Source organism: Psychrobacter urativorans (assembly GCF_904846695.1).
Lineage (GTDB): Bacteria > Pseudomonadota > Gammaproteobacteria > Pseudomonadales > Moraxellaceae > Psychrobacter > Psychrobacter urativorans.
The window spans coordinates 77379-97624 of record NZ_CAJHBR010000012.1 but is presented as its reverse complement, the minus strand read 5'-3'; the positions used below and the strand labels follow the sequence as shown (position 1 = coordinate 97624).

19 protein-coding genes are annotated in these 20246 nt (G+C 41.3%); 7 read left to right on the top strand and 12 right to left on the bottom strand.

The window, feature by feature from the left end; all coding sequences use genetic code 11:
- Positions 1-97: 97 nt before the first annotated feature.
- The 5 genes from JMY09_RS09335 to JMY09_RS09315 form a co-directional block, all read right to left on the bottom strand.
- On the bottom strand, positions 98-316 hold the full coding sequence (locus tag JMY09_RS09335) for a hypothetical protein (RefSeq protein ID WP_201623313.1): 219 nt from the start codon (positions 314-316) through the stop codon (positions 98-100).
- A 3-nt stretch (positions 317-319) separates the two neighbouring features.
- Positions 320-1645 (bottom strand): AAA family ATPase, encoded by a 1326-nt coding sequence (locus JMY09_RS09330; protein ID WP_201623312.1) that lies wholly within the window; start codon positions 1643-1645, stop codon positions 320-322.
- 78 nt (positions 1646-1723) lie between these two features.
- The gene (locus JMY09_RS09325) at positions 1724-2716 is read right to left on the bottom strand and encodes a hypothetical protein (RefSeq protein WP_201623311.1); all 993 of its coding nucleotides are present in this window, start codon (positions 2714-2716) and stop codon (positions 1724-1726) included.
- A gap of 48 nt (positions 2717-2764) precedes the next feature.
- Positions 2765-3202, bottom strand: a complete 438-nt coding sequence (locus JMY09_RS09320; RefSeq protein ID WP_201623310.1) for a hypothetical protein — start codon at positions 3200-3202, stop codon at positions 2765-2767.
- 85 nt (positions 3203-3287) lie between these two features.
- Positions 3288-6245 (bottom strand): valine--tRNA ligase, encoded by a 2958-nt coding sequence (locus tag JMY09_RS09315; RefSeq protein ID WP_201623309.1) that lies wholly within the window; start codon positions 6243-6245, stop codon positions 3288-3290.
- A 476-nt stretch (positions 6246-6721) separates the two neighbouring features.
- Between JMY09_RS09315 and JMY09_RS09310 the strand changes: the two genes are divergently transcribed.
- A complete protein-coding gene (locus JMY09_RS09310) occupies positions 6722-7882 on the top strand; it encodes a formate/nitrite transporter family protein (protein ID WP_227677260.1) in 1161 nt (386 codons plus the stop codon).
- Between the two features lie 226 nt (positions 7883-8108).
- On the opposite strand, the gene JMY09_RS09305 is transcribed toward JMY09_RS09310, so the two are convergent.
- From JMY09_RS09305 to JMY09_RS09285, 5 genes are all read right to left on the bottom strand, one after another.
- Complete coding sequence (locus JMY09_RS09305; protein WP_201623308.1) at positions 8109-8576, bottom strand: YbjQ family protein; 468 nt, start codon at positions 8574-8576, stop codon at positions 8109-8111.
- Positions 8577-8621: 45 nt separating this feature from the next.
- Positions 8622-9077: a heavy metal-binding domain-containing protein gene (locus JMY09_RS09300; RefSeq protein ID WP_227677259.1), complete on the bottom strand. Its 456-nt coding sequence runs from the start codon at positions 9075-9077 to the stop codon at positions 8622-8624.
- Positions 9078-9308: 231 nt separating this feature from the next.
- Positions 9309-9866 carry a YecA/YgfB family protein gene (locus JMY09_RS09295; protein ID WP_201623307.1) on the bottom strand — a complete coding sequence of 186 codons (558 nt, stop codon included), beginning with the start codon at positions 9864-9866 and terminating at the stop codon, positions 9309-9311.
- 259 nt (positions 9867-10125) lie between these two features.
- Positions 10126-10353, bottom strand: a complete 228-nt coding sequence (locus JMY09_RS09290; protein WP_201623306.1) for a PA3496 family putative envelope integrity protein — start codon at positions 10351-10353, stop codon at positions 10126-10128.
- Between the two features lie 139 nt (positions 10354-10492).
- Complete coding sequence (locus JMY09_RS09285) at positions 10493-11971, bottom strand: hypothetical protein (RefSeq protein WP_201623305.1); 1479 nt, start codon at positions 11969-11971, stop codon at positions 10493-10495.
- 388 nt (positions 11972-12359) lie between these two features.
- On the opposite strand from JMY09_RS09285, the gene serB reads away from it, so the two are divergent.
- The 6 genes from serB (at position 12360) to hemJ (ending at position 18184) form a co-directional block, all read left to right on the top strand.
- Positions 12360-13679: a phosphoserine phosphatase SerB gene (gene serB / locus JMY09_RS09275; protein WP_227677258.1), complete on the top strand. Its 1320-nt coding sequence runs from the start codon at positions 12360-12362 to the stop codon at positions 13677-13679.
- Positions 13680-13835: 156 nt separating this feature from the next.
- On the top strand, positions 13836-14852 hold the full coding sequence (locus JMY09_RS09270) for a DUF368 domain-containing protein (protein WP_201623304.1): 1017 nt from the start codon (positions 13836-13838) through the stop codon (positions 14850-14852).
- 205 nt (positions 14853-15057) lie between these two features.
- The gene (gene aciT, locus JMY09_RS09265; protein WP_227677257.1) at positions 15058-15465 is read left to right on the top strand and encodes an AciT family ciprofloxacin tolerance protein; all 408 of its coding nucleotides are present in this window, start codon (positions 15058-15060) and stop codon (positions 15463-15465) included.
- A 284-nt stretch (positions 15466-15749) separates the two neighbouring features.
- Positions 15750-16256, top strand: a complete 507-nt coding sequence (locus JMY09_RS09260; RefSeq protein WP_201623303.1) for an SCP2 sterol-binding domain-containing protein — start codon at positions 15750-15752, stop codon at positions 16254-16256.
- Between the two features lie 291 nt (positions 16257-16547).
- A complete protein-coding gene (gene bioB / locus JMY09_RS09255) occupies positions 16548-17681 on the top strand; it encodes a biotin synthase BioB (protein WP_201623302.1) in 1134 nt (377 codons plus the stop codon).
- Positions 17682-17749: 68 nt separating this feature from the next.
- Positions 17750-18184: a protoporphyrinogen oxidase HemJ gene (hemJ, locus tag JMY09_RS09250; RefSeq protein WP_201623301.1), complete on the top strand. Its 435-nt coding sequence runs from the start codon at positions 17750-17752 to the stop codon at positions 18182-18184.
- A gap of 303 nt (positions 18185-18487) precedes the next feature.
- Here the strand turns inward: hemJ and JMY09_RS09245 are convergent, their stop codons facing one another.
- Positions 18488-19549, bottom strand: coding sequence for a hypothetical protein (locus JMY09_RS09245; protein ID WP_201623300.1), 1062 nt, complete (start codon positions 19547-19549; stop codon positions 18488-18490).
- Positions 19550-19710: 161 nt separating this feature from the next.
- The gene (locus JMY09_RS09240) at positions 19711-20202 is read right to left on the bottom strand and encodes a hypothetical protein (RefSeq protein ID WP_201623299.1); all 492 of its coding nucleotides are present in this window, start codon (positions 20200-20202) and stop codon (positions 19711-19713) included.
- Positions 20203-20246: the final 44 nt, after the last annotated feature.

Below are 20246 nucleotides of genomic sequence, written 5' to 3'. Positions count from 1 at the left end.
ATTAAATTGTTCAAAATCGTGGCTCATAGATATCGTAACCGTCGTCAGCGCTATGATCTTAGAATGAAGCTATTCGCCGGTGTTGTTAATTTTGAGCTTAACCTATGACTTTTGCAAGAGGTCTAATTTTTTCCGTTTTAGCTTCTAGTAGAAGTCTTAGTTTAGGGTTGTAAAAGCTATAATCTTCGTCGCCTTCCACTATACAAGGAATTAATTTTTTACTCTTGTATTCCTCACATTTTGAGATGTCCATAAACTTAATAAATAGTACAGAATGATCTTCAACTTCAGATAACATCTCATCAACTAAACTCATAAACTATACTCCTAACTTTTCTTCAATATCTACAGCATATTGCTGTAGTCTGTTAGAAAATATGAAAGGGGAGTGAGTAGAAGCTATGAGAAAGCCACAATTCTCTAGCTCAAATATATCTTCCAAAATCATTTTCTGCCATTTAATAGATATAGATATCTCAGGCTCATCAAAAATTACTGCTATATTTTTATCATTAGTTAAAACTAGTCTAGCAAAAATAGATATTATTTGTTTTTCTCCGGAGCTCAATAAACTGAAATCCACTTCTTCATTAGAAATAGATTTAACTACCTTTAGGCTTACCTTTATTTCATCATATTTTATTTGCTTATTTTTAAGATACTTATTACATATTTTAGCAAAATCTTTTAATTTATTATCATTCTTATTTTGCTCTTTATATAACTTGAGCATATTATTTAGAAAATAAACAAGAGTTTCATTTTCATCAATTTCACCACTTTCAATCAACTCGAATATTTTATCTTTACTTGCTTTATTAAGGTGTTTTTCATCAATCCTATTCAAAGTCTTCTTTATTTGCTTTTCATTGTTCTTATCAAAAATAATTGTAGCTTTTTCTATATTTATAATTTCATTAATAATATCGCCATTAACTTTTGAAACCCAATTAATTGAAGATTGTATAATTTCATCTGTAATATTTTTAATAGCAGCTTTTACATCATTCATACCAAAATTTATATTATTATCTTCTACCTCGTCAAGACCAAAATATTCAGAGTTTTGCTCAATTCTACGATATGTTGGAAGAAATAAAGTTTGAAAATTTAACTTATCTTTAGCTATAGAAATTTTATTTTTAATCTCTTCATATTTTATAAATAAATTATCAAAAGTTACTTCAGATTTCGATTCATTGAACAAACTTTCGATTCCTTCAATACTAGAATTGTTTGGATCGTTTTCAAATAAATCAATCATTCTGCTACTCATATAATGTTTGATTATTTTTGAATTTTTTGTATTAAAAGTTATATCTTTTTTGTGACTTCTTGAATTATTTAAGCTTTCATAGACACTAAGCTCTACCCTACTAATTTTTATAAAGTCAGCCTCTTCAGTATTAGGATCTGTATAATATAGTTCTACTGCTGAGAAGTTTACATCTTTCAAGTGTTTCATGTTCGCACTAAGTATTGAGTAAACTATGTTCAATACACTAGTTTTACCAAATCCATTATCACCAACTATAATTAAACAATTATGGTGTATATCTACATTGAGATCTTTATCACCATGTAGATCTTTAATTATTAATCTATCTATAACAGTTGTCTGGGAACTATAGTGTTCATTTTTCATAATAATACCTTAATGGTCAATTGCATTGCTTTAAATATATTTAAAAAGTAGAAGCTATCATATTGATAATAATTAATCTCAACCCAACAAAGAACTAATCTCGACCTCTGCTCGCAAGCCATCAACTGCCATATTTATCCTATTTGATAACTCAATTTCTTCTTTACTATAATCATCCCTTTTAAACAGTGCCCTCGACTTCCTAGCCGCCTTAATATAAGCACTATTCTTATACAGCGCCTCAGTGACCTCGGCATTGATAGCGGTGATTTCACTCAGATAAGACTCTAATGTACGGTTATTAGTACTGAGCAGAATAACCGTATTTTCCAGCTTTTCTGAATTGTCCAAAATGGACTGTATCCTCCCTATCAGCACCTTATCTTGCTGCGCAAACTTGCTAGTATTGGCACGCGACTTAAAGGCTGAAAAAGCAATCATAGGTATAATCATAATAACCAACACTATCACATAGCTCAAAAGGCTCGTACCGCTACCGCCCAGAGCCAATAGTAAGAACCAAATCACCATTATCGTCAGTAGTCCCGCCATAATGCCAGTGAAGACAGTGAATGATGGAAACCAAGTTTTCAACCGAGCGGCTTTAGTGAAGCCAAGACCATCGATAGTATCAACTTGGCTATCAATTTTATCCGTGCTTTTGATCGCCTCTATCACCGTCTTCACCGTAGTCGGATCAGTGACTAAGCGACTGCTAGTTTTTAGCTCTTTTAGGATCAAAGCTATGTTTTGTTCCAACTTAGCGATGCCAAGATTGATCTTCTCTTGCAGTTCAGTGACTTTATTAAAGATAAAGCTATATTGCTCATAAGTATTATCGTAGGAGTGTCTACTTTTTATTGATTTTTCATGATTGCCTAAAGTCGCTACATACAGTAGCGCGCTTTTAGAGGGACTCTCATAGTACTCTTCTCTATCATAATCGATATTGGAATAGGTCTTTAACTGACGATATTTTGGCGAGTCCTGCACCCTGCTACGATAGAAAAAATAGCTAGGGATAGCCAGTAGCAACAGGATAATGAGCAGTTTGAAATAAATACTATCCATAAGCAGGTTCCAGTTTAAATGAGGTGTTATGAATAATACCGAATCGTTCTAGTTCGCTCTCACACCATTTACAAATACTTTCCGTATTATTGAGTTTTTCTTAGAATTATACTTATAATTATATCTAATAGGATTCGATGCACCTTTTTTACGATAATCATTAGAGATGCTTTTACCCATGTAAAGCTGCTCAACATCTCTAGGTGCCTCTCTTCCAACAAAACCAAATCTACCTTCTGCTGCAACCTTAGTGTACTCTGGAAAGTTCTCCAACGTGGCTGCTTTCCATTTATCTGCAATAAAGACTCCAACGATTTTGCCATGAGCAACCGCTAATACATAATCAGCTTGGCCAACTGTCTCAGGTTTTACTTTCCAAGCATAACGTACTGCATCATATTCAGATCTATCTTCAATTGAAGCATTTATGTTAATCATAACTACATTGTGCTCAAAAATTGCTTCTTCATCTAATTTGTTAATCATATTATTTTCCTTGAGAATTATTAATCAAGCAAAAACAAAAAGGTACTTCAAAAGTACCTTTTTGTTTTCCAATTTCTACATTAACCTACAAAGCCTTTAACTCTTCCATCTGGGCGGTCATCGCTGTCAACTGCCCTTCTAACTCAGCCAGTTTTGCTTTCTCAGCTTCTACCACTTCGACAGGCGCTTTACTGACAAAGCCTTCATTACCTAGCTTACGGGCGATACCTTCCGCTTGTCCTTTTAGCTTGTCGTATGACTTGCCCAAACGAGCTAACTCAGCTGTCGGATCGATCAGCCCTTTCATAGGGACTAATATGCGTAGCTGTCCAATCATGCTCGATGAGGACAGTGGCACCTCATCACCAGCTTTTAAGATCGTTAAGCTCTCTACTTTTGCTAATGCCTTAAACTGATTAGCGATACGGGCTAGGCGCTCATCTTCCGCTTGCGAGATGTTTTGTAATAACACAGGCAGACGTACCGCATTGCCCAGCTTCATCTCGCCACGAATGTTACGCACGCTCGCAATTAGCTGTTGTAACCAGGCCATATCAGCTTCGGTTTGCTCACTGATTTGTGTGGAGTCAGTTTTTGGGTAGCTAGCGATAACGATGCTCTCAGTAGCCTTGCGATCTAATAGCGGTGCAATAGTTTGCCAAATCTGCTCAGTGAGATACGGCATAATAGGATGAGTAAAGCGTAGCGCCGTCTCTAAGACATGTAGCAGTACATAGCGGATTTGCGCCTTGCGCTCAGCAGATACTGAGTCATCATTCAGGCTCGCTTTGGCAAGCTCAACATACCAATCACAATACTCATTCCAGATAAACTCATAGATATCGTGGCTGACCATATCGAGACGATACTGAGCGAAATGCTGATGGATATTTTGGATACTAGAGTTCAGACGGCTCATGATCCAGCGCTCAGGTAACTCCCAAACTTCTGGGCGAGCCATTTGATCGATAGGCTTAGCCGTACCTTCACTATCGACGCAGTTCATCAATACAAAGCGACTGGCGTTCCAGATTTTATTACAGAAGTTACGATAGCCCTCAACTCGTTTTAGATCGAAATTGATATCACGGCCAGTACTAGCTAAAGAGGTAAAAGTAAAGCGTAGTGCATCAGTACCGAAGGCTGGGATACCTTCAGGGAACTCTTTACGGGTTTGCTTTTCAATTTTAGCCGCGTCTTTCGGGTTCATCATATTGCTAGTGCGCTTATTGACTAGCGTCTCAAGATCGATACCATCGATGATATCGATAGGATCGAGCACGTTGCCTTTAGATTTAGACATTTTTTGTCCAAAGCTATCCCGAACTAGACCATGCACATAAACGGTCTTAAACGGTACTTGCGGTGTGCCATCTTCGTTTTTGACAAAATGCATGGTCATCATGATCATGCGGGCTACCCAAAAGAAGATAATGTCGAAGCCCGTGACCAACACGCTAGTAGGATGGAAAGTCTCCATCACTTTTGCATCGGCATCGGCATCAGCCCAACCCAGAGTACTAAAAGTCCAAAGACCCGAGCTAAACCAAGTATCGAGGACATCCTCATCTTGACGCAGTTTAATGCTCTGGGCTAAACTATATTTGCTACGCACTTCTGCTTCATCACGTGCCACATAGATATTGCCCTCTTCGTCATACCAAGCTGGGATACGATGTCCCCACCATAGCTGACGGCTAATACACCAGTCTTGCAGATCATTCATCCAAGCCATATACATATTTTTATATTGCGCTGGCACAAACTCGATACTACCGTCTTCTACCGCATCAATGGCTGGCTTAGCTAGCTTGTCTACTGCCACGTACCATTGATCGGTCAACCAAGGCTCAACGATAACGCCACTACGATCACCACGTGGCGCTTTAAGTGCGTAGTCCTCGATATCTTCTAGCCAATCCTCTGCCTTGGCTTGTTCGACTACTTGCTTACGGGCAGCAAAGCGTTCCACGCCAGCGTAAGGGCTACCATTATGGTCAGTTGGCGTGGCTTCAAGCTCAGGGTCACGAGTTTGCAGATCCGGATACACTTCCATATCCGCTAAGATATTAGCGTGTCCATCAAGAATATTAATCAATGGCAACTCATGACGGCGACCCAATTCATAGTCGTTAAAGTCATGAGCAGGAGTGATTTTTACACAGCCCGTGCCGAATTCAATATCGACATAATCGTCAGCTACGATAGGGATTACTCTTCCGGTAACGGGCAAAGTAATGGTTTTGCCCACTAAATGCGCATAGCGCTCATCGCTAGGATTGACTGCTACTGCGGTATCACCTAATAAGGTTTCAGGGCGAGTGGTCGCTACTACTAGATAGTTTTTGCCATCTTGAGTGGTTATAGCTTTATCAGTGAAACGATAGCGGAAGTGCCATAACGAGCCTTTTTCATCATGGTTCTCTACTTCTAAATCCGACAAAGCAGTCTGAAACTTAGGGTCCCAATTGACTAGACGCTTACCGCGATAGATTAGGCCATCATCAAACAGACGTACAAACACCTCTTTTACTGCATTAGATAAGCCATCATCCATAGTGAAGCGTTCACGGCTCCAATCAACAGAGCTGCCCAAACGACGAATTTGAGTAGTGATATTATCACCCGACTCTTCTTTCCACTCCCAGACTTTATCAATAAAAGCCTCACGACCTAAGTCATGGCGCTTGATACCTTCAGCATTGAGACGACGCTCAACCACCATTTGGGTGGCGATACCAGCATGGTCGGTACCTGGTTGCCATAGCGTATTATCACCATCCATCCGATGATAACGAGTTAGCGCATCCATAATGGCATTATTAAAGCCATGACCCATATGCAGCGAGCCTGTGACGTTCGGCGGTGGCAAGGCAATAGAGAAGGATTGTTCTTTATCAAATGTCGGGGCAAAATAACCGCTTTCTTCCCAACCTTGATACATGCCAGCTTCAACATCGCTTGGACTATAGGCGTTTTCAAGTTGGTTTAAGGCCGCTTGGATAGATTGGGTTAAGTTGGTTTTGTTAGTGGGATTGCTCATAATAAAAAATTCTTATGGTTAATAATGGAGGTGATAAAAAATGGATATAAAAAATTTAAAATAATTGATAAAGTGATTTTAACGCAGATGACAGAATTTTGTTAGCGCTTAGCTAATTTAAGCGTATAGCCGCTTAAAAATAGAGTCTATTTTTTGCTTATTACGATCTAACCACCGCTGCCAGCTGTAGAGTAATAGCTATTTTCTCACTATAACTAATAGGTCTTTAAAGTCATTATAGCCTGTTTACAGATAGCCTATATGTCGATCATCAATGCCCTCTATATTTAGCGCTATGGTAAAAGGTTAACAACAGTGGATAGATAAGCATAGTAGAGAGGTAAAATCAGTTAAGCCACCCGATAAACAATTAACAACAGCAATCGGTTTAACACTCAACATAATAGACAGCGCTTATGCTCTAAAATAGACATTGCTAAGCTTAAAGCTATCCTCTTATAAACAGCGAGCTGCCTGTGACCAAAACTCCTGAGTCAACCCCTAGTAAGTCAAGCGCCCTCAACGCAAACAGCGATGAGTCAACCGCTATTGAGTCAAAATCAGCTAAACTCGCTTGCGACTCTCAAGTCATTAGTGCTCATGCTAGTGGCGACCGTGACAACAGTAAAACCAACGAAAATAGTCCTATGGCCGTTACTGAGTCGGTTACTGAGCCAGTTACTGAAATCGTCACTGAGGCTGTCACTGAACATCTAAAAGACGAAGATTTTTCTGAAGGCATTAGTGAGGAAGATAAAGAAGCGATTAAAAAAGTCGCTAACGATGACAATGTCAGCGCGCCTAAAAGCTATGCCAGCATCTTAGTTGAGCAAGTCATTGATGCTAACGAAACCTTTAATCGCTCTTTAGGGTCGCTGTTTACTAGCGCTTTTACCGCAGGTCTGGAGATAGGCTTTAGCTTGTTTGTCATTTTGTCAGCCTTTGCACTCTTGAGCGAAGTTCTACCTAGCCATTACGCTATGGTATTGGCCTCGCTACTCTATCCACTCGGCTTTATTATCGTCGTTATCGGTCAATCCTTGTTATTTACTGAGCAAACCTCATTACTTAGTCTACCAGTCCTCAACGGCATAGAGCCACTGCGAAAACTGCTGCGGCTTTGGGGTATTGTTATCGCTGGTAATGTCGTCGGTGGCTGTCTATTTGCAGCCTTAGTGATCGGCTTAGGGATTAATATGGAGCTGTTCAGCAGCGCTGATATAGATGCTTATGCGCAGCACGTATTAGATTTTGAGTGGCGGGTGATCTTTGGGAGTTCAATCTTAGCCGGTTGGATGATGGGGGTTGCCGCTTGGCTAGTGACCTCAGCACGCGACACCCTAAGCCGTATTTTACTAGTGTCTTTGATTACTGGTAGCATTGGCTTTTTGGGCTTGCATCACAGTATTGTGGGTAACATCGAAGTGTTTTCGGCCTTAGTATATGGTCATACAGTGAGCTTGCTGAGCTACTTATATTTCTTAGGGATTGTACTAGTCGGTAATACTATTGGCGGCGTAGTATTCGTAGCTATTCTTAAAAACCGCACCTTTTTATTCGATTTTGAACAGAATAAACAGCAAGCTAAGGATGAAAAAAGACATAAAGCGGCGCGGATGAATTCACGGCTACGCTAGCAGTTGTCAGCTATCAGTTGTGAGGTATGAAAAGTAGTGAATGAGTAGACTTGTCTAGCTATGTATCTATTTAACTATTTAACTATTTAACTGTGTGTCTGAGTACTAACTCATAAAAAATGCCACAAGCTTAAGGGTTAGCTTTGTGGCATCGTTGGTCATTATAAAATCGTTATTGCAGCGTGTTAGCTGGTTCTTTTGTTATTTAGCACTTAATGCTTATCACTTAAGGATTAATACTTACTACTGCTGTGCCATAAGCGATAGCTTCTACCATACTGCCAAGCTGGTTAATATTGCTAACTTCAAGGCGTAAACCGTAAATGTGGTTATAACCTTTAGCATGAGCTTGGCTACGCATACGCACTACTGCCTCACGACGTGCTCTATCTAGCAAAGTCTCATAAGTAGTTAGGTTTTTGCCAAATAGACTCATCACTCTAGCAATGATCATCTTAAAATAATCTTGAGCAATAACGACACTACCTAATACCAGTTCGCCTTGGCTATGATCAGCTAATGCTGGCTGATAAAAACGTTCCGTAGAAACGATCACGTGACTTACTTGTTGTTCAGAGATCGCAAGTCGTGCTAAATGTTGACGCTCATGACGGGAGCCAAAGAACCAGCCGACCACAAACAATATAACAAGCGGCGCGTAATTAAACAGCACTTGGGTAACAGAGTTATTCATGGCTTGTCTCTTATCATAAAAAGCATTAGCTGTTTAACTAATCAACTAGCCAAAAGGATTAAAACGCGGTAAATCTTCGGCAGGTGCTGGCGCTTGATCTGGCGCACTTGGGTAATGGCTTGCTTGATCATGAGGAGCGATGGGTGGCTGATAATGCGTAGCTTGCTGCTGCTGAAGAGCTACTACTTTGACTGCCGTACCATAGACGAACAGCTCAGCGGCTCCTTGAGCAATGCTTGAGGTTGAGAAACGTAGACCCACTACCGCATCAGCGCCTAAAGCTTCCGCCTTAACTATCATACGATCGATGGCTTGTTGGCGAGACTCGTCTAACAGCTCAGTATAAGCCGTCAACTCACCACCAACGATGTTTTTTAGTCCAGCAAATAAGTCTTTACCTACGTGCTTTGAGCGCACAGTACTACCATAAACCACATCTAAACGCTCAGTGATTTGGTAATTAGGCAAGTGCTCAAGATTGGACAGTTGAATATTACTCAATTAATAAACCTCATCGATTATATGTTTACAGAGTGCATCTAGATAAGCGTGTTCTGAACTTTTATTAGTACTGCCTAAGTGCATCGTTGCTATGGTTTTTATAATAAAAACACTGTCGTGCAGCCCACCACGCTCAAAGTTACTAATATAGTAGCTAATAATAACTTGTTGATAGGTAACTTTTTGCTTAATAGGCGCGTCTATTCACTATCAGTAGCTAACTATCAGCAACTAGTCATTAGTATGGAACAATAAAAACAACTCAGTTAAATTGCCTTCGATACTATTGGCCATCTGCGCCATTTTGTCTTCATCGCTACGCATCTGTAATAGCTCAGGGTCTTCATCGTCGATACCACTAAGTACAATCATAGGCAAAGTCAATACTGCCACATCTTCAGCGGTATCTTCGTTTTGAATCCAATCGCTGGCTTCATCACCATACATGGCATCGACAAACCCAATCGACCAAGCAACGATATCAGATTCCTCAGAGAAATCGAAGTCTACTTCTTCATTACCGACATCTTCACTAAACGGTAGCTCGATAGGTGTCTCATTTTTTAGCTCGTCCATAATCGACTTGCGCCAGCGCTTAACACCGTCAACCACGTTTTCTGGAAGCTTACTCACTTGACCTTCAAACAGTGCGTCTAGCCAGTTCGGTAATGCAGGACCGATAATCGTAGCAGTTAAGAAACCATGCATAGCCACACTATCCAGCACATATTGGCTCTCTTGGTTATCCAAGTAGTCTAATAATTCGTCAAAGCTCATTGGATTACTCATATTACAGTGGTCCTTACATCCGTACAGTAACGCTGCGAACTCAAGAATCAGCTTGGTTCACAACATATCATCTGTCAAATGGGAAAATATTATCATAAAAGAGAGATAGCAAAAATAGGTAAAATAACCGTCTTAATACAGTAACTAGCTTAGCATAACTTAATTGTGATAAGGGATTGGATAGTGACATCTATAGCTATTTTGGTAGTCAATATAACTACTTTGATAGCTTATTTAAATAAGATGAAAATCCTTTATACTAATCTTCCCAATCATCACCATCTTCATCAAAGTTATCTAAATCATCAAGCTCGTCTTTTAGCTCTTTAGCCAGACGTTTTTCTTCTAATAAATTGTCAATCAAGCGTCGTTTTTCTAGGCTGCTTAAACGCGTACGCACACTAGTCTCTGCTTCTTCAACCATCTTTGCATCATCATCATCGCTAAAATCATCGTCAAAATCATCGTCGATATCAGCATCGCTCATGGCAAGCTCCTGTCAGTAGTAAAAGGGTAAAAAACATAGATACCTATGCCTTATAAAGTCTCTATGAGACGTTGTCAATAGTTTTTGCATTTATCGTTAGTTTGCTATTAGCGCCGTGCGGCGCTGCTAGCTATTTTTATCACTCATTCCCAGTCATTAATACGGCATTACGCACATCTGCTAAGCGCTGAATCATAGCATCATTACCACCTTCAAATACGGCACATTCACGTTCATAAACGGTGGTTGGGCGCTTGAGGCTGTAGACTTTGACATGATGAGCAATTTGCTTCAGCCCCTCATTAGGTAGCAAGATCAGCATCTGCTCCTTTTTTCCCACACTTTTGAGCAATTGTGCCATGGCTTCGCTTTGCGCTTCATCACTGACCCCAACCGTCACTGGCAAGGCAAATTTCGACAGCTCGATGTGCTTGTCATGAATGATTTTATTAAGCATCAAATACAGCTTACCCAACATCACTCCTGCCAGCGCAACTTTAGCATGACTGTTATTCGCTTTTAGTAATGCTACTGCACCATTACCTTCAAAATGAGGCTCATTAATCACGCTAACCCCTAATAACAAAGGCAACTGTAATAGCTCAGACAAAGCCTCATTAAATAGCTGGGTACATAGTGCCAGATAAGGCACACGCATTTCAGGCGCTAAGCGCTCTAGCATCTTGTATTCATCATGGAATCTAACTTGCACGCTTACGCTATCATAACTGCGCGAAGCAGACAATTTATTAGTAGCTATAACGGATTTTTGCGACTTAAAAGTTGGTTTTTGTAATAGGTCGATAGTGGTTTCAGTAGCTGATGAGCGAGTATCAGCAGAGGCTAACGCCTGCTCCTCTACACTGCCAGTACCCTGTTGCGACTTGAGATAAGCATTGAGCTCGTTATGAATGACCGCAGTATTAACAGCGCTACCCGTACTTTTTCCTTTAGTAGATATAGGATTAGCACTGCTATTAGGTGCTTTATTATTAGGGTCTTCCCTATCATAGGTTTTACTATCAGCATCTTCTGTATCAGCATTCGACTGTCGTCTGCTGTCTAACGAATTAGTTTTTGCATAAGTATCACGATGCAAGTTGTCAATTTCGCGACTTAAAGCGTTGATTTGCTGCTTAGTAGGACGAGCGATATAGCCGTAAGCGGCTAATAGTAATAAGTGTAACAATAGCGAGCCAATGACAAATGGCCACTGCATAGCGATAATCTCGCCTTTACTGATATCTTTTAAGGTTAGCGCCACACTGCCGATTACCGCATCACCCTTAGTCGCTTTCTGATCAATAGTGATGCCTTTTTGCATAGGTGCATTACCTACTGGCACCAAAATCTCATTATTGCTGTCTTTGATCACTAAACGCGCAACGTCCTGCTCGCTAGTATAACGATTGGCGATTACACTGAGGCTGACTCGGTCTTTATTCTCTAAAGACAGGCGTGCCTCATCGATCAACTGGGTGACCATTTGTTCGCCTTTGTGCGCCCGACTTTTGCTCAACTGTTGATCGGTACTGATCACCAATAACAGAGTTTGCAGACAAAAACTAACCAGAATAATAATGGCAAACAACCCTTGCCGCGGCGCTAAATACATCATGATAGAGTAGACTTATTTGAAGGAGAAAATTAAAAAACAAGACTTTCGCTTATTTTCCAGAAAAGTATGCTGCTTGTACTACTAGGGTGTGTTGAACACTCGACCACAGCAGTGACAAAACGACGATCTATTGCTCAAAGCCCTATTTTAACAAGCAAATAAGCGTACCTTATTATCATAACGCTTTTTTGTCGAGGGATTTACCTTTTATAACCAATAGTGTCTCATAATTAGTAACGGTTAATGTATAACCGCTTATAACAGCCATTATGATAAGCCAAGCTTACCAAACTATGGCAAAATTACTTCACAGCTCATCTATAGGCGCTACCTATTAAAGCTGTTATTATTCCTAATCTTATCTGCGCATACAAGGGACAATTAAGCCATGGCAAAAAATACATCATACTCGTTACCAAAAGACAGCAAAGCCTGGCAACAGGCCGTCAATTCTATCGCGGAATTACTACCTGATGATATTAATTTGCATGATTTTGATGCGCTGCAATCTTTGCCTTTGTTTGCGTTAATAGTAGTGCTGCCGGTAGAAGTACCTACTCTAGACATTCATCAGTATGTCCAGTCTTGGGTTGACGAGCAACCGAACTGGCATTTAGTGACTGTAGCCGAAGATAAAGAAGCCAGCTTTGTAGAGGTTCCTATTGAGCATACAATGACTAGCCCAGCTTATGTAACGGCAGGCGTCCGTATCCATAGCAGTAATGAGAATAATGCTAACAGTAGTAAGGCCGAGCCCCATAACCCATCAGATAGTTCTGCAGCTCCTAACACTACTGCTAAGCCAGCGTTTGTCTCTGCGCAAGTTTTTCGTTATCTGTTAGTACCAGTCACCGATACCCTAATGCATGCTGGCAAAAAAGTAGCCGCTGCGCATATGATTGACGAGCAGCTGACTTCACGCTTACGTCATGACTTAGCAGAGCATCAACTGGCGCAAAACAATAGCCATTCTGCCAATACTTCAGCAAAACCTAGGCTCGATAACGCAGACTTAGTAGATTGTCATATTTTATCTATTGGCCATATGTTGCGCACCCATAAACTGGCTTGTTTCGATATGGACTCAACTTTGATTGAACAAGAGGTCATCGTTGAGTTGGCTAAGACTGCTGGGGTTGGCCAACAAGTAGCCACCATCACTGAAGCGGCCATGCGCGGTGAGATCGACTTTGATGAGTCTTTTGCCCAACGAGTAGCGTTATTAAAAGGGGTTCCAACTTCAGTACTTGATGAGATTTGTGCACGACTCAGCCTATCGACAGGTGCTCATACTACTATCAGCGCTCTAAAAGCGTTAGGGTATCACACCGTACTAGTCTCTGGTGGCTTCACTTATTTTGCCCGCTATATCGCTGAGCAACTGGGCATAGATGAAGTCCATGCTAATAACCTAGATATCAGTGCAGGTGTAGTCAGCGGTCATGTTCAATTGCCTATTATCAATGGTGCCAAAAAAGCCGCTATCGTTGCCCATACCGCCGAACGCTTAGGTATCGCTATGTCGCAAGTAGTCTGTGTTGGAGACGGCGCTAATGATTTACCAATGATGGCTAGTGCTGACTTAGGGGTAGCTTACCGTGCTAAATCTATCGTACAAGCGCGTGCTGATGCTGCGGTGAATGTCACTGGTCTTGAAGGCGTCCTCTACGCTCTTGGCTATCCAGCATTTATTGCCAAACAGTCGTAAATATTTATAAGCTCAAGCAATTGCCCGACTATAGAGCGTTGCTTAAGCTGACCATTACCTACTGTTATCATTCTTCCCTACTCTATAAGCTGAGTCAGCGATTATATCGTTCTCTCGGCTTATTTTTCACCCTTATTATGGTACAAGGAGTCGTCCATGACGGCATTGAAATCCCCACAGCAAGATGACTCGTTAGTAGAGCCATCCACTGTAACATCAACAAAGTCGTCAAGCTTGTCTCATGAGCCAGCGCCCTCTAGTAAAGACGGCCCTAAGCAACTACTAGCGATATATGTTAAAGGCATGACTATGGGGGCTGCGGATGTTGTCCCTGGCGTATCTGGCGGTACTATTGCCCTGATTGCTGGTATCTATGAGCGCTTGATCAATGCTATTAGTAGCATCGGTCCTCATCTGTGGTCAGTGTTCCGTCTGCAAGGCGGAGTCAAAGGCTTATTAGCCGTATGGCGTCAAGTTGATGCGACTTTTCTGTTGTTCTTATTGCTAGGTATTGGCACTAGTATTGTCACTTTGGCTGGTATTATTAAAGGCCTATTAGAGCATCAGCCGCTATTGATCTGGTCGTTTTTCTTTGGCTTAGTAGTTGCCACTGTACTTATTTTATTGACCGAGATTACTCGCTGGACTGTAGCACGAATGGGTCTATTCATTATCGGTGCGATTGCAGCAGTAGCTATTAGCAGTCTGCCCTTGCTGACTACTACTCCAAGCTTACCTTACTTGTTCTTCGCTGGAGCCATAGCGATTTGTGCCATGATACTACCCGGAATCTCCGGCTCTTTTATTTTATTATTATTAGGCGCTTACGACACCGTGTTGGAGGCAGTACATAGCTTTAATCTAACTATTATCTTCACTTTAATGGCTGGCATGCTAACGGGGCTATTGTTATTTACTCGAATGCTTAAGTGGCTATTGTCACGCTATTATCAAGCGACTTTAGCGCTTCTGACTGGCTTTATCGCTGGCTCCTTAGTAAAAGTATGGCCTTGGAAAACTGATTCTTTAGGGACTTTAGCGACAGAAGCTACCCATAATGTCGCCCCTTGGCTATACCCTACTGGCCCTCATTGGTTAACGACTTTAGGCCTTATGTTAATAGGTGCTGTATTAGTATCGTTGCTATCTTGGTGGGGTCATCGTAGCAGCTAATTCAAGCAATCTACTCACTAAAGCTAAGCTTAGTAGCTGTCAGTGCTAAGCTTGAAGACGCACTTACACCTCGCTAAAAAAGTGGCCTATTGCTGCTAAAAATAGACGTCAACGGTTGTCGCAAAGTCGCCTTTTAGCCTTTCGGTTTACCAGTAGAACTCTCATAATGGTGTTATTGAAATTCACCTTTTGCAGAGCGAGATGAATGATGCTTTTAACATTATTAGCTAGTAGCTACTTATCCAGCATGTCGATAGCCACCTTGAGCAGTGGCGCCCTATTGGGCTATGGCTTGTTAATCAGTCTAATCATAGCTATTGCGCTCTCTTCGCAGCGCTGGCTACTTTGGTACGTATTGGGCGGGGTGGTGTATTGGTTAGCCGTTGAGGTCATTCACAGCCTACTCATGAGCTGGACATTCCTAACAGAGTGGCATGGTTATGTCGCTGCTATGGGCATTAGCTGGCTACCTTTATTCGCTTGGGTGCTGTATCGAGCCCTACGCTATGATGATGTTAGTGCAGCTTTGCAACAGCAGCGTGAGATTGAAACAGCCCGTTATATTGAGCACAGTCCTATTTATGATGATGACTATACGCCGCGTTTTGAGTAGTATCTTCAGTAGTTAATTTGGCCTACTATTGATTAAAGACACGACCAATATTTAAAAACACCGCTGGTTTAGAGACGACGTTGGCTGATAACTATGGTAAAAGTATGCGCCTACTATTGGCGCTTTTTTTATCGATTATTATTACTTTGTTACACATACTTAAAGCTGTCTACGCAAATACTAATGAGTACCGGCTGAAGAATGAGTTATAATTTAACTATATGATTATAGTGATAATTGCTATAAAGTACGTTTTATTTTTAGCCACTTTTAGGAGTTTGACCATGTTTACTGTTCCTGTTTTGGATGTAAAATCTGATCCTTTAGATGTACTATTAGCGGTAGTTGGTTATCGCTTGTCTATGCTTGCTGATAGCAATAACGAAGACTTCAAAGCACTATTGACTGAGCGTAAGGTAACTATTGAGTTTGCAAGCGAAGAGTCTGATATTGCTCGTTACTTTAGCTTCGATAATGGTGAGTTTAGTCAGCGTAGTGGTCATGCTGAAAAAGCTGACTTAACTATCAATTTTAAAGATTCAATGACTGGTGTTAAGCTATTGACTAAAGGTAGCTTGCCGGCCTTTATGACTGCTGTTCAAGAAGGTAACTTAAGCATTGAGGGCGATTATAGTTTGCTAATGTGGTTCAATAAACTGGCAAAACATATCGTACCAGAGATCCCAGAAGAGCTAAAACCTCATATCCAAAATGCTAAGCCTTATGTTTATAAAGCCCAGCAGTTCGCTGAGCATTGGATCGGCTTTGCTAAGCATAAACTAGGTAAATAATTGCCCTAGTAGGTAGCTGCTGTATGACACGAAGCATTATTGCTGTCACTTAGCACTACTCTGCTGTTATTATAAAGGTTGCGGTATACTACGGTTGCTGCAACCTTTTTTTATGTGGTAATTTTTTTATAATATAAATTTTTTATTTACTAATTAATAGTCGCTGTTACTATTAGTGCTACTCTTCTTATAAACCACGCTTTAGTTTTTGAATAACTCAATACACCCTAATGAAATTTTATTATCGAAGCTTTTTCAAATGTTGTGCTACTTATTACCCAAGGATTTATCATGGCAGGATTGCTTAGTATTACCGAACCTACTCCTACTTCTACTCTCCCCAAAGGCAAATATTTCAATCCTGAAGCATTAGCTACAGAAGCTATTGAGCCTGTTAATAACTATAGCCGTGAGCAAGTCGCTCAGCTTTTTGAATTGCCATTGCTAGATTTATTATCGCAAGCCCAAGCCATTCATCGCCAACACTTCATCGCTAATGAGGTGCAAATTAGCACTTTATTATCGATCAAAACTGGCAACTGTCCTGAGGACTGTGGTTACTGCTCGCAGTCTGGTCATCATCGTGACAAAACTAAGCTACAAGCAGAAAAACGCTTAGAGATTGATAAAGTTATTGCTGCGGCCAAACGTGCTAAAGCGACTGGCTCATCACGGTTTTGTATGGGTGCCGCTTGGAAACATCCAAGTGCCAAAGATATGCCTTATGTAGTCGAGCTAATCAAAGAAGTCAAAGGTTTAGGGCTTGAAACCTGCATGACCTTAGGTATGCTCAACCCTGAACAAGCAGGCCAATTAGCCGATGCTGGATTAGACTATTATAATCATAATCTCGATACTTCTAGAAGCTACTATGAGCAAGTGGTAAGTACGCGCAGCTATGATGATCGCTTAGATACTCTGAACAATGTGCGTGATTCAGGTATTAATGTCTGTAGTGGCAATATCGTCGGTATGGGTGAAAGCCGTGATGATCGTGTAGATTGGTTATACGAATTACTCAAAATGCCTAAGGCTCCTGAATCTATCCCTGTCAACTTACTAGTTCCTATTGCTGGCACACCGATAGGCGATAAAGTACTAGCAGAAGGTGAGCTATCTGTGCTTGAGTGGATTCGCACTATTGCGGTAACTCGTATTTGTTGCCCTACTAGCTATGTGCGCCTATCAGCCGGACGTGAGAGTCTATCTGATGCCGAGCAAGCCTTAGCCTTTATGGCAGGGGCTAATTCATTCTTTTATGGTGATAAGCTGTTAACCACTGGTAATGCCAGTCAAGCCAATGATGATCGCTTACTGCGCGAACTGGGCTTAACTAAGCAATTTGCAGCGCCAAAAGCTGCAAAATTATTGCCTGTGCTCGATGCTATGAGTGGTCATAAGTCACAAGTAGCACTGTCAAACTAAAGCAATCTGCGCTAAGCTTGCCCGCATTCAAATATAGCTATCAGCATATCGACATTAGGAAAATGAGTATGGCAGATTATTTTAATTGGGTTAAAGCGGCGCATGTTATCTCTGTGGTTTGTTGGTTTGCAGCTATTTTTTACTTACCAAGACTGTTTGTCTATCATGCAATGAGTGAAGACACTATTAGCCAAGAGCGCTTTGTTATTATGGAGCGTAAGCTGTATCGCGGTATCATGACGCCAGCGATGATCGCTACTTGGATTTTTGGTTTGTGGATGGTGATATCGGGCTGGGAAGTATACAAAACTCAAGGCTGGCTGCACGTCAAGATAGTACTAGTCATCCTGCTTTCAGGCTATCATGGCGCTTGTGGCTTCTATCGTAAAAAGCTAGTAGACAACCCACAGTATAAGTCTCATGTATTCTGGCGTTGGTTTAATGAAGTGCCAGTCTTTGCTTTAGTGATTATTGTGATTTTAGTCATAGTAAAACCTTTTTAAAGCTGATTTTACCACAGCTAAGCTGCCCCCTATTAGTAAGGTGAAAGCTTAGTATAAGTCCTAAAAAAGCGTCCCTAGTTTATTAGCTATGGACGCTTTTTTGTTTAACCCTACAATGAAACCGACTGTTTTATAAAGCGGATACTCAAACTAGAGTTAATCCTAAATCAAAAGAGTACAGCCATTACCGCGTGCTAATGGTATGAATTTTTCTGGTGTGCTGCGTGCCCAGAGACTGCACAAAATTCATCCCAGTAGCACTTCATTGGTTAACCTAGTATTTTATAGTAGATCGACTATAGCTTAAATAATGGGGCGCATGATTTGGTAGACATTACTCAAGTCATAAACTCGATAACGTGCAGGCTCGCGGCGATTCTCGCCCGCATAACTGAGCATTAACGCTTGCTTGGCTGACTCATCAACCCAACCGACGAACAGACCACTGTGTTCGATACCTTTATAGCCGTGGTTAATATAATACAGCCAATCACCAATTTCAATCTCACTACTATTAGCATAAGGCCCTTCTCTATAAGTGCCTTTGTGTAGCGTATTACGGCTGACTCCAGCACGGTTAAACACGGCATTTAGATAGTCCCAGCAGCCACCTTGAATGATAGTACGTTCATTGAGCGCCATAGTACGTGCAATGCTGATCACCCCACGAGCCGCCTTGCTACTCTGTAATTCAGCAGTGCTGAGTAGTGGCAAATACTCACTATCCACATTGTCATAGTTGCCCGATAAGAACGCTGGTAGTACTGCTGGCGCTGCCGATACTTGAGGATAGCGATAACTACTAGGGGCAGCAGAGGCAGTAATCTTGGAGCTACTAGTGTTTGACCAGCCAGAGGATACTACTGGCGACGCTACTGATACTTGAGGATAACGATAACTGCTAGCAGCAGAGGCGGTAATAACGCGAGATGCACTAGATTTAGAACTACTAGGCTCATAGCTGTTAGGATTGGAGCTGTTGGGATTAGCGCTATTAAGGTTAGAGTTATTAGAGGTATAGCTAATAGCGTTAGAAGGGTTAAGGTTAGAGTTGTTAGAGGCATAGCTATTAGAGCTAGAGCTGTTGAGGCTAGAGTTGTTAGCGTTGTAATTAGTAATATTACTATAAGTAGGCGTTGCTGCTGAAGGGGGCGCTGCACGTCGAATGCTTGAACTAGTACTAACCCTAGCGGCGGGTACTGGCAGCATAGTTTGTGTGGTTTTTTGAGCAATCATCTGGCTCATATCATCAGCGTGTCCAAAGCTTGGGACACTCAAAACAGACAAAGCCAAAATCGCTACTGGTATCAGATTTATGGTCTTAGATGAGACAGTTTTCGATGCAATCATCCATGTTAACGACATGATCAGCTCCTGGCAAAACAGCAAAAAAACAAAATCGCTAGGACATTAAATTCGGCAGCGATAAAGGTAGAAGCTGTAGTTATAAACTATTATAGGGGCAAGTCGCAAGTACTATTAGTTATTTGACAGGGATAGCAGGTATATAAAATCAGACCAAAGGTTTAGTCAGCATTAAGCTTAATATTGACAGAGCGTTTATTAATCACTTGCCCTTGTAGGATAGCTTTGGTGGCCTGCGCCTCTTGCATAGTATCAAAGCCAATGATGTGGTATTTGCAGCTATTATCAGCAGCAATAATTTGCAGTTGCTCGCCATGCACAGTGATTTGATCATCATCAGCTAGATGAATCTGCTCACGCTTGCCTTGATTATCATGCACTAATTCGCTATTGCGCACCCATAGAATACCGTTACTGATAACGCCACTCATAGCTTTTTTGCGCTGTTGGCGCTGGCGATTAAAGAAAAAGCTGCCAATAATAAGTAATGCTAGAGCGCCGATCGATAAGCGCTCCGGTAGCAGGCTCATAGCCAATACTACGGCTACTGCCCCTACCAACAGTGCTGAACCAAACCAAAATAGCCCGTTATCCCCTGCTGGCGGCTGCCCTTGCAAAGTGATTTTGGCACCATCATCAGTCAGTTTAAGCATGCAGTACTACCTATTAATTAGCGGATAAAACGTCTCAACTGCTG

What these genes read in the sequence shown, in the direction of transcription:
- JMY09_RS09295 (WP_201623307.1), bottom strand. Translation starts at nt 9,866, where the DNA reads ATGAGTAATCCAATGAGCTTTGACGAATTATTAGACTACTTGGATAAC.
- JMY09_RS09315 (WP_201623309.1), bottom strand. Translation starts at nt 6,245, where the DNA reads ATGAGCAATCCCACTAACAAAACCAACTTAACCCAATCTATCCAAGCG.
- JMY09_RS09260 (WP_201623303.1), top strand. Translation starts at nt 15,750, where the DNA reads ATGTTTACTGTTCCTGTTTTGGATGTAAAATCTGATCCTTTAGATGTA.
- JMY09_RS09245 (WP_201623300.1), bottom strand. Translation starts at nt 19,549, where the DNA reads ATGTCGTTAACATGGATGATTGCATCGAAAACTGTCTCATCTAAGACC.
- bioB (WP_201623302.1), top strand. Translation starts at nt 16,548, where the DNA reads ATGGCAGGATTGCTTAGTATTACCGAACCTACTCCTACTTCTACTCTC.
- JMY09_RS09305 (WP_201623308.1), bottom strand. Translation starts at nt 8,576, where the DNA reads ATGAATAACTCTGTTACCCAAGTGCTGTTTAATTACGCGCCGCTTGTT.
- JMY09_RS09290 (WP_201623306.1), bottom strand. Translation starts at nt 10,353, where the DNA reads ATGAGCGATGCTGATATCGACGATGATTTTGACGATGATTTTAGCGAT.
- JMY09_RS09325 (WP_201623311.1), bottom strand. Translation starts at nt 2,716, where the DNA reads ATGGATAGTATTTATTTCAAACTGCTCATTATCCTGTTGCTACTGGCT.
- hemJ (WP_201623301.1), top strand. Translation starts at nt 17,750, where the DNA reads ATGGCAGATTATTTTAATTGGGTTAAAGCGGCGCATGTTATCTCTGTG.
- serB (WP_227677258.1), top strand. Translation starts at nt 12,360, where the DNA reads ATGGCAAAAAATACATCATACTCGTTACCAAAAGACAGCAAAGCCTGG.
- JMY09_RS09285 (WP_201623305.1), bottom strand. Translation starts at nt 11,971, where the DNA reads ATGATGTATTTAGCGCCGCGGCAAGGGTTGTTTGCCATTATTATTCTG.
- JMY09_RS09240 (WP_201623299.1), bottom strand. Translation starts at nt 20,202, where the DNA reads ATGCTTAAACTGACTGATGATGGTGCCAAAATCACTTTGCAAGGGCAG.
- JMY09_RS09270 (WP_201623304.1), top strand. Translation starts at nt 13,836, where the DNA reads ATGACGGCATTGAAATCCCCACAGCAAGATGACTCGTTAGTAGAGCCA.
- JMY09_RS09330 (WP_201623312.1), bottom strand. Translation starts at nt 1,645, where the DNA reads ATGAAAAATGAACACTATAGTTCCCAGACAACTGTTATAGATAGATTA.
- JMY09_RS09335 (WP_201623313.1), bottom strand. Translation starts at nt 316, where the DNA reads ATGAGTTTAGTTGATGAGATGTTATCTGAAGTTGAAGATCATTCTGTA.
- JMY09_RS09320 (WP_201623310.1), bottom strand. Translation starts at nt 3,202, where the DNA reads ATGATTAACAAATTAGATGAAGAAGCAATTTTTGAGCACAATGTAGTT.
- aciT (WP_227677257.1), top strand. Translation starts at nt 15,058, where the DNA reads ATGATGCTTTTAACATTATTAGCTAGTAGCTACTTATCCAGCATGTCG.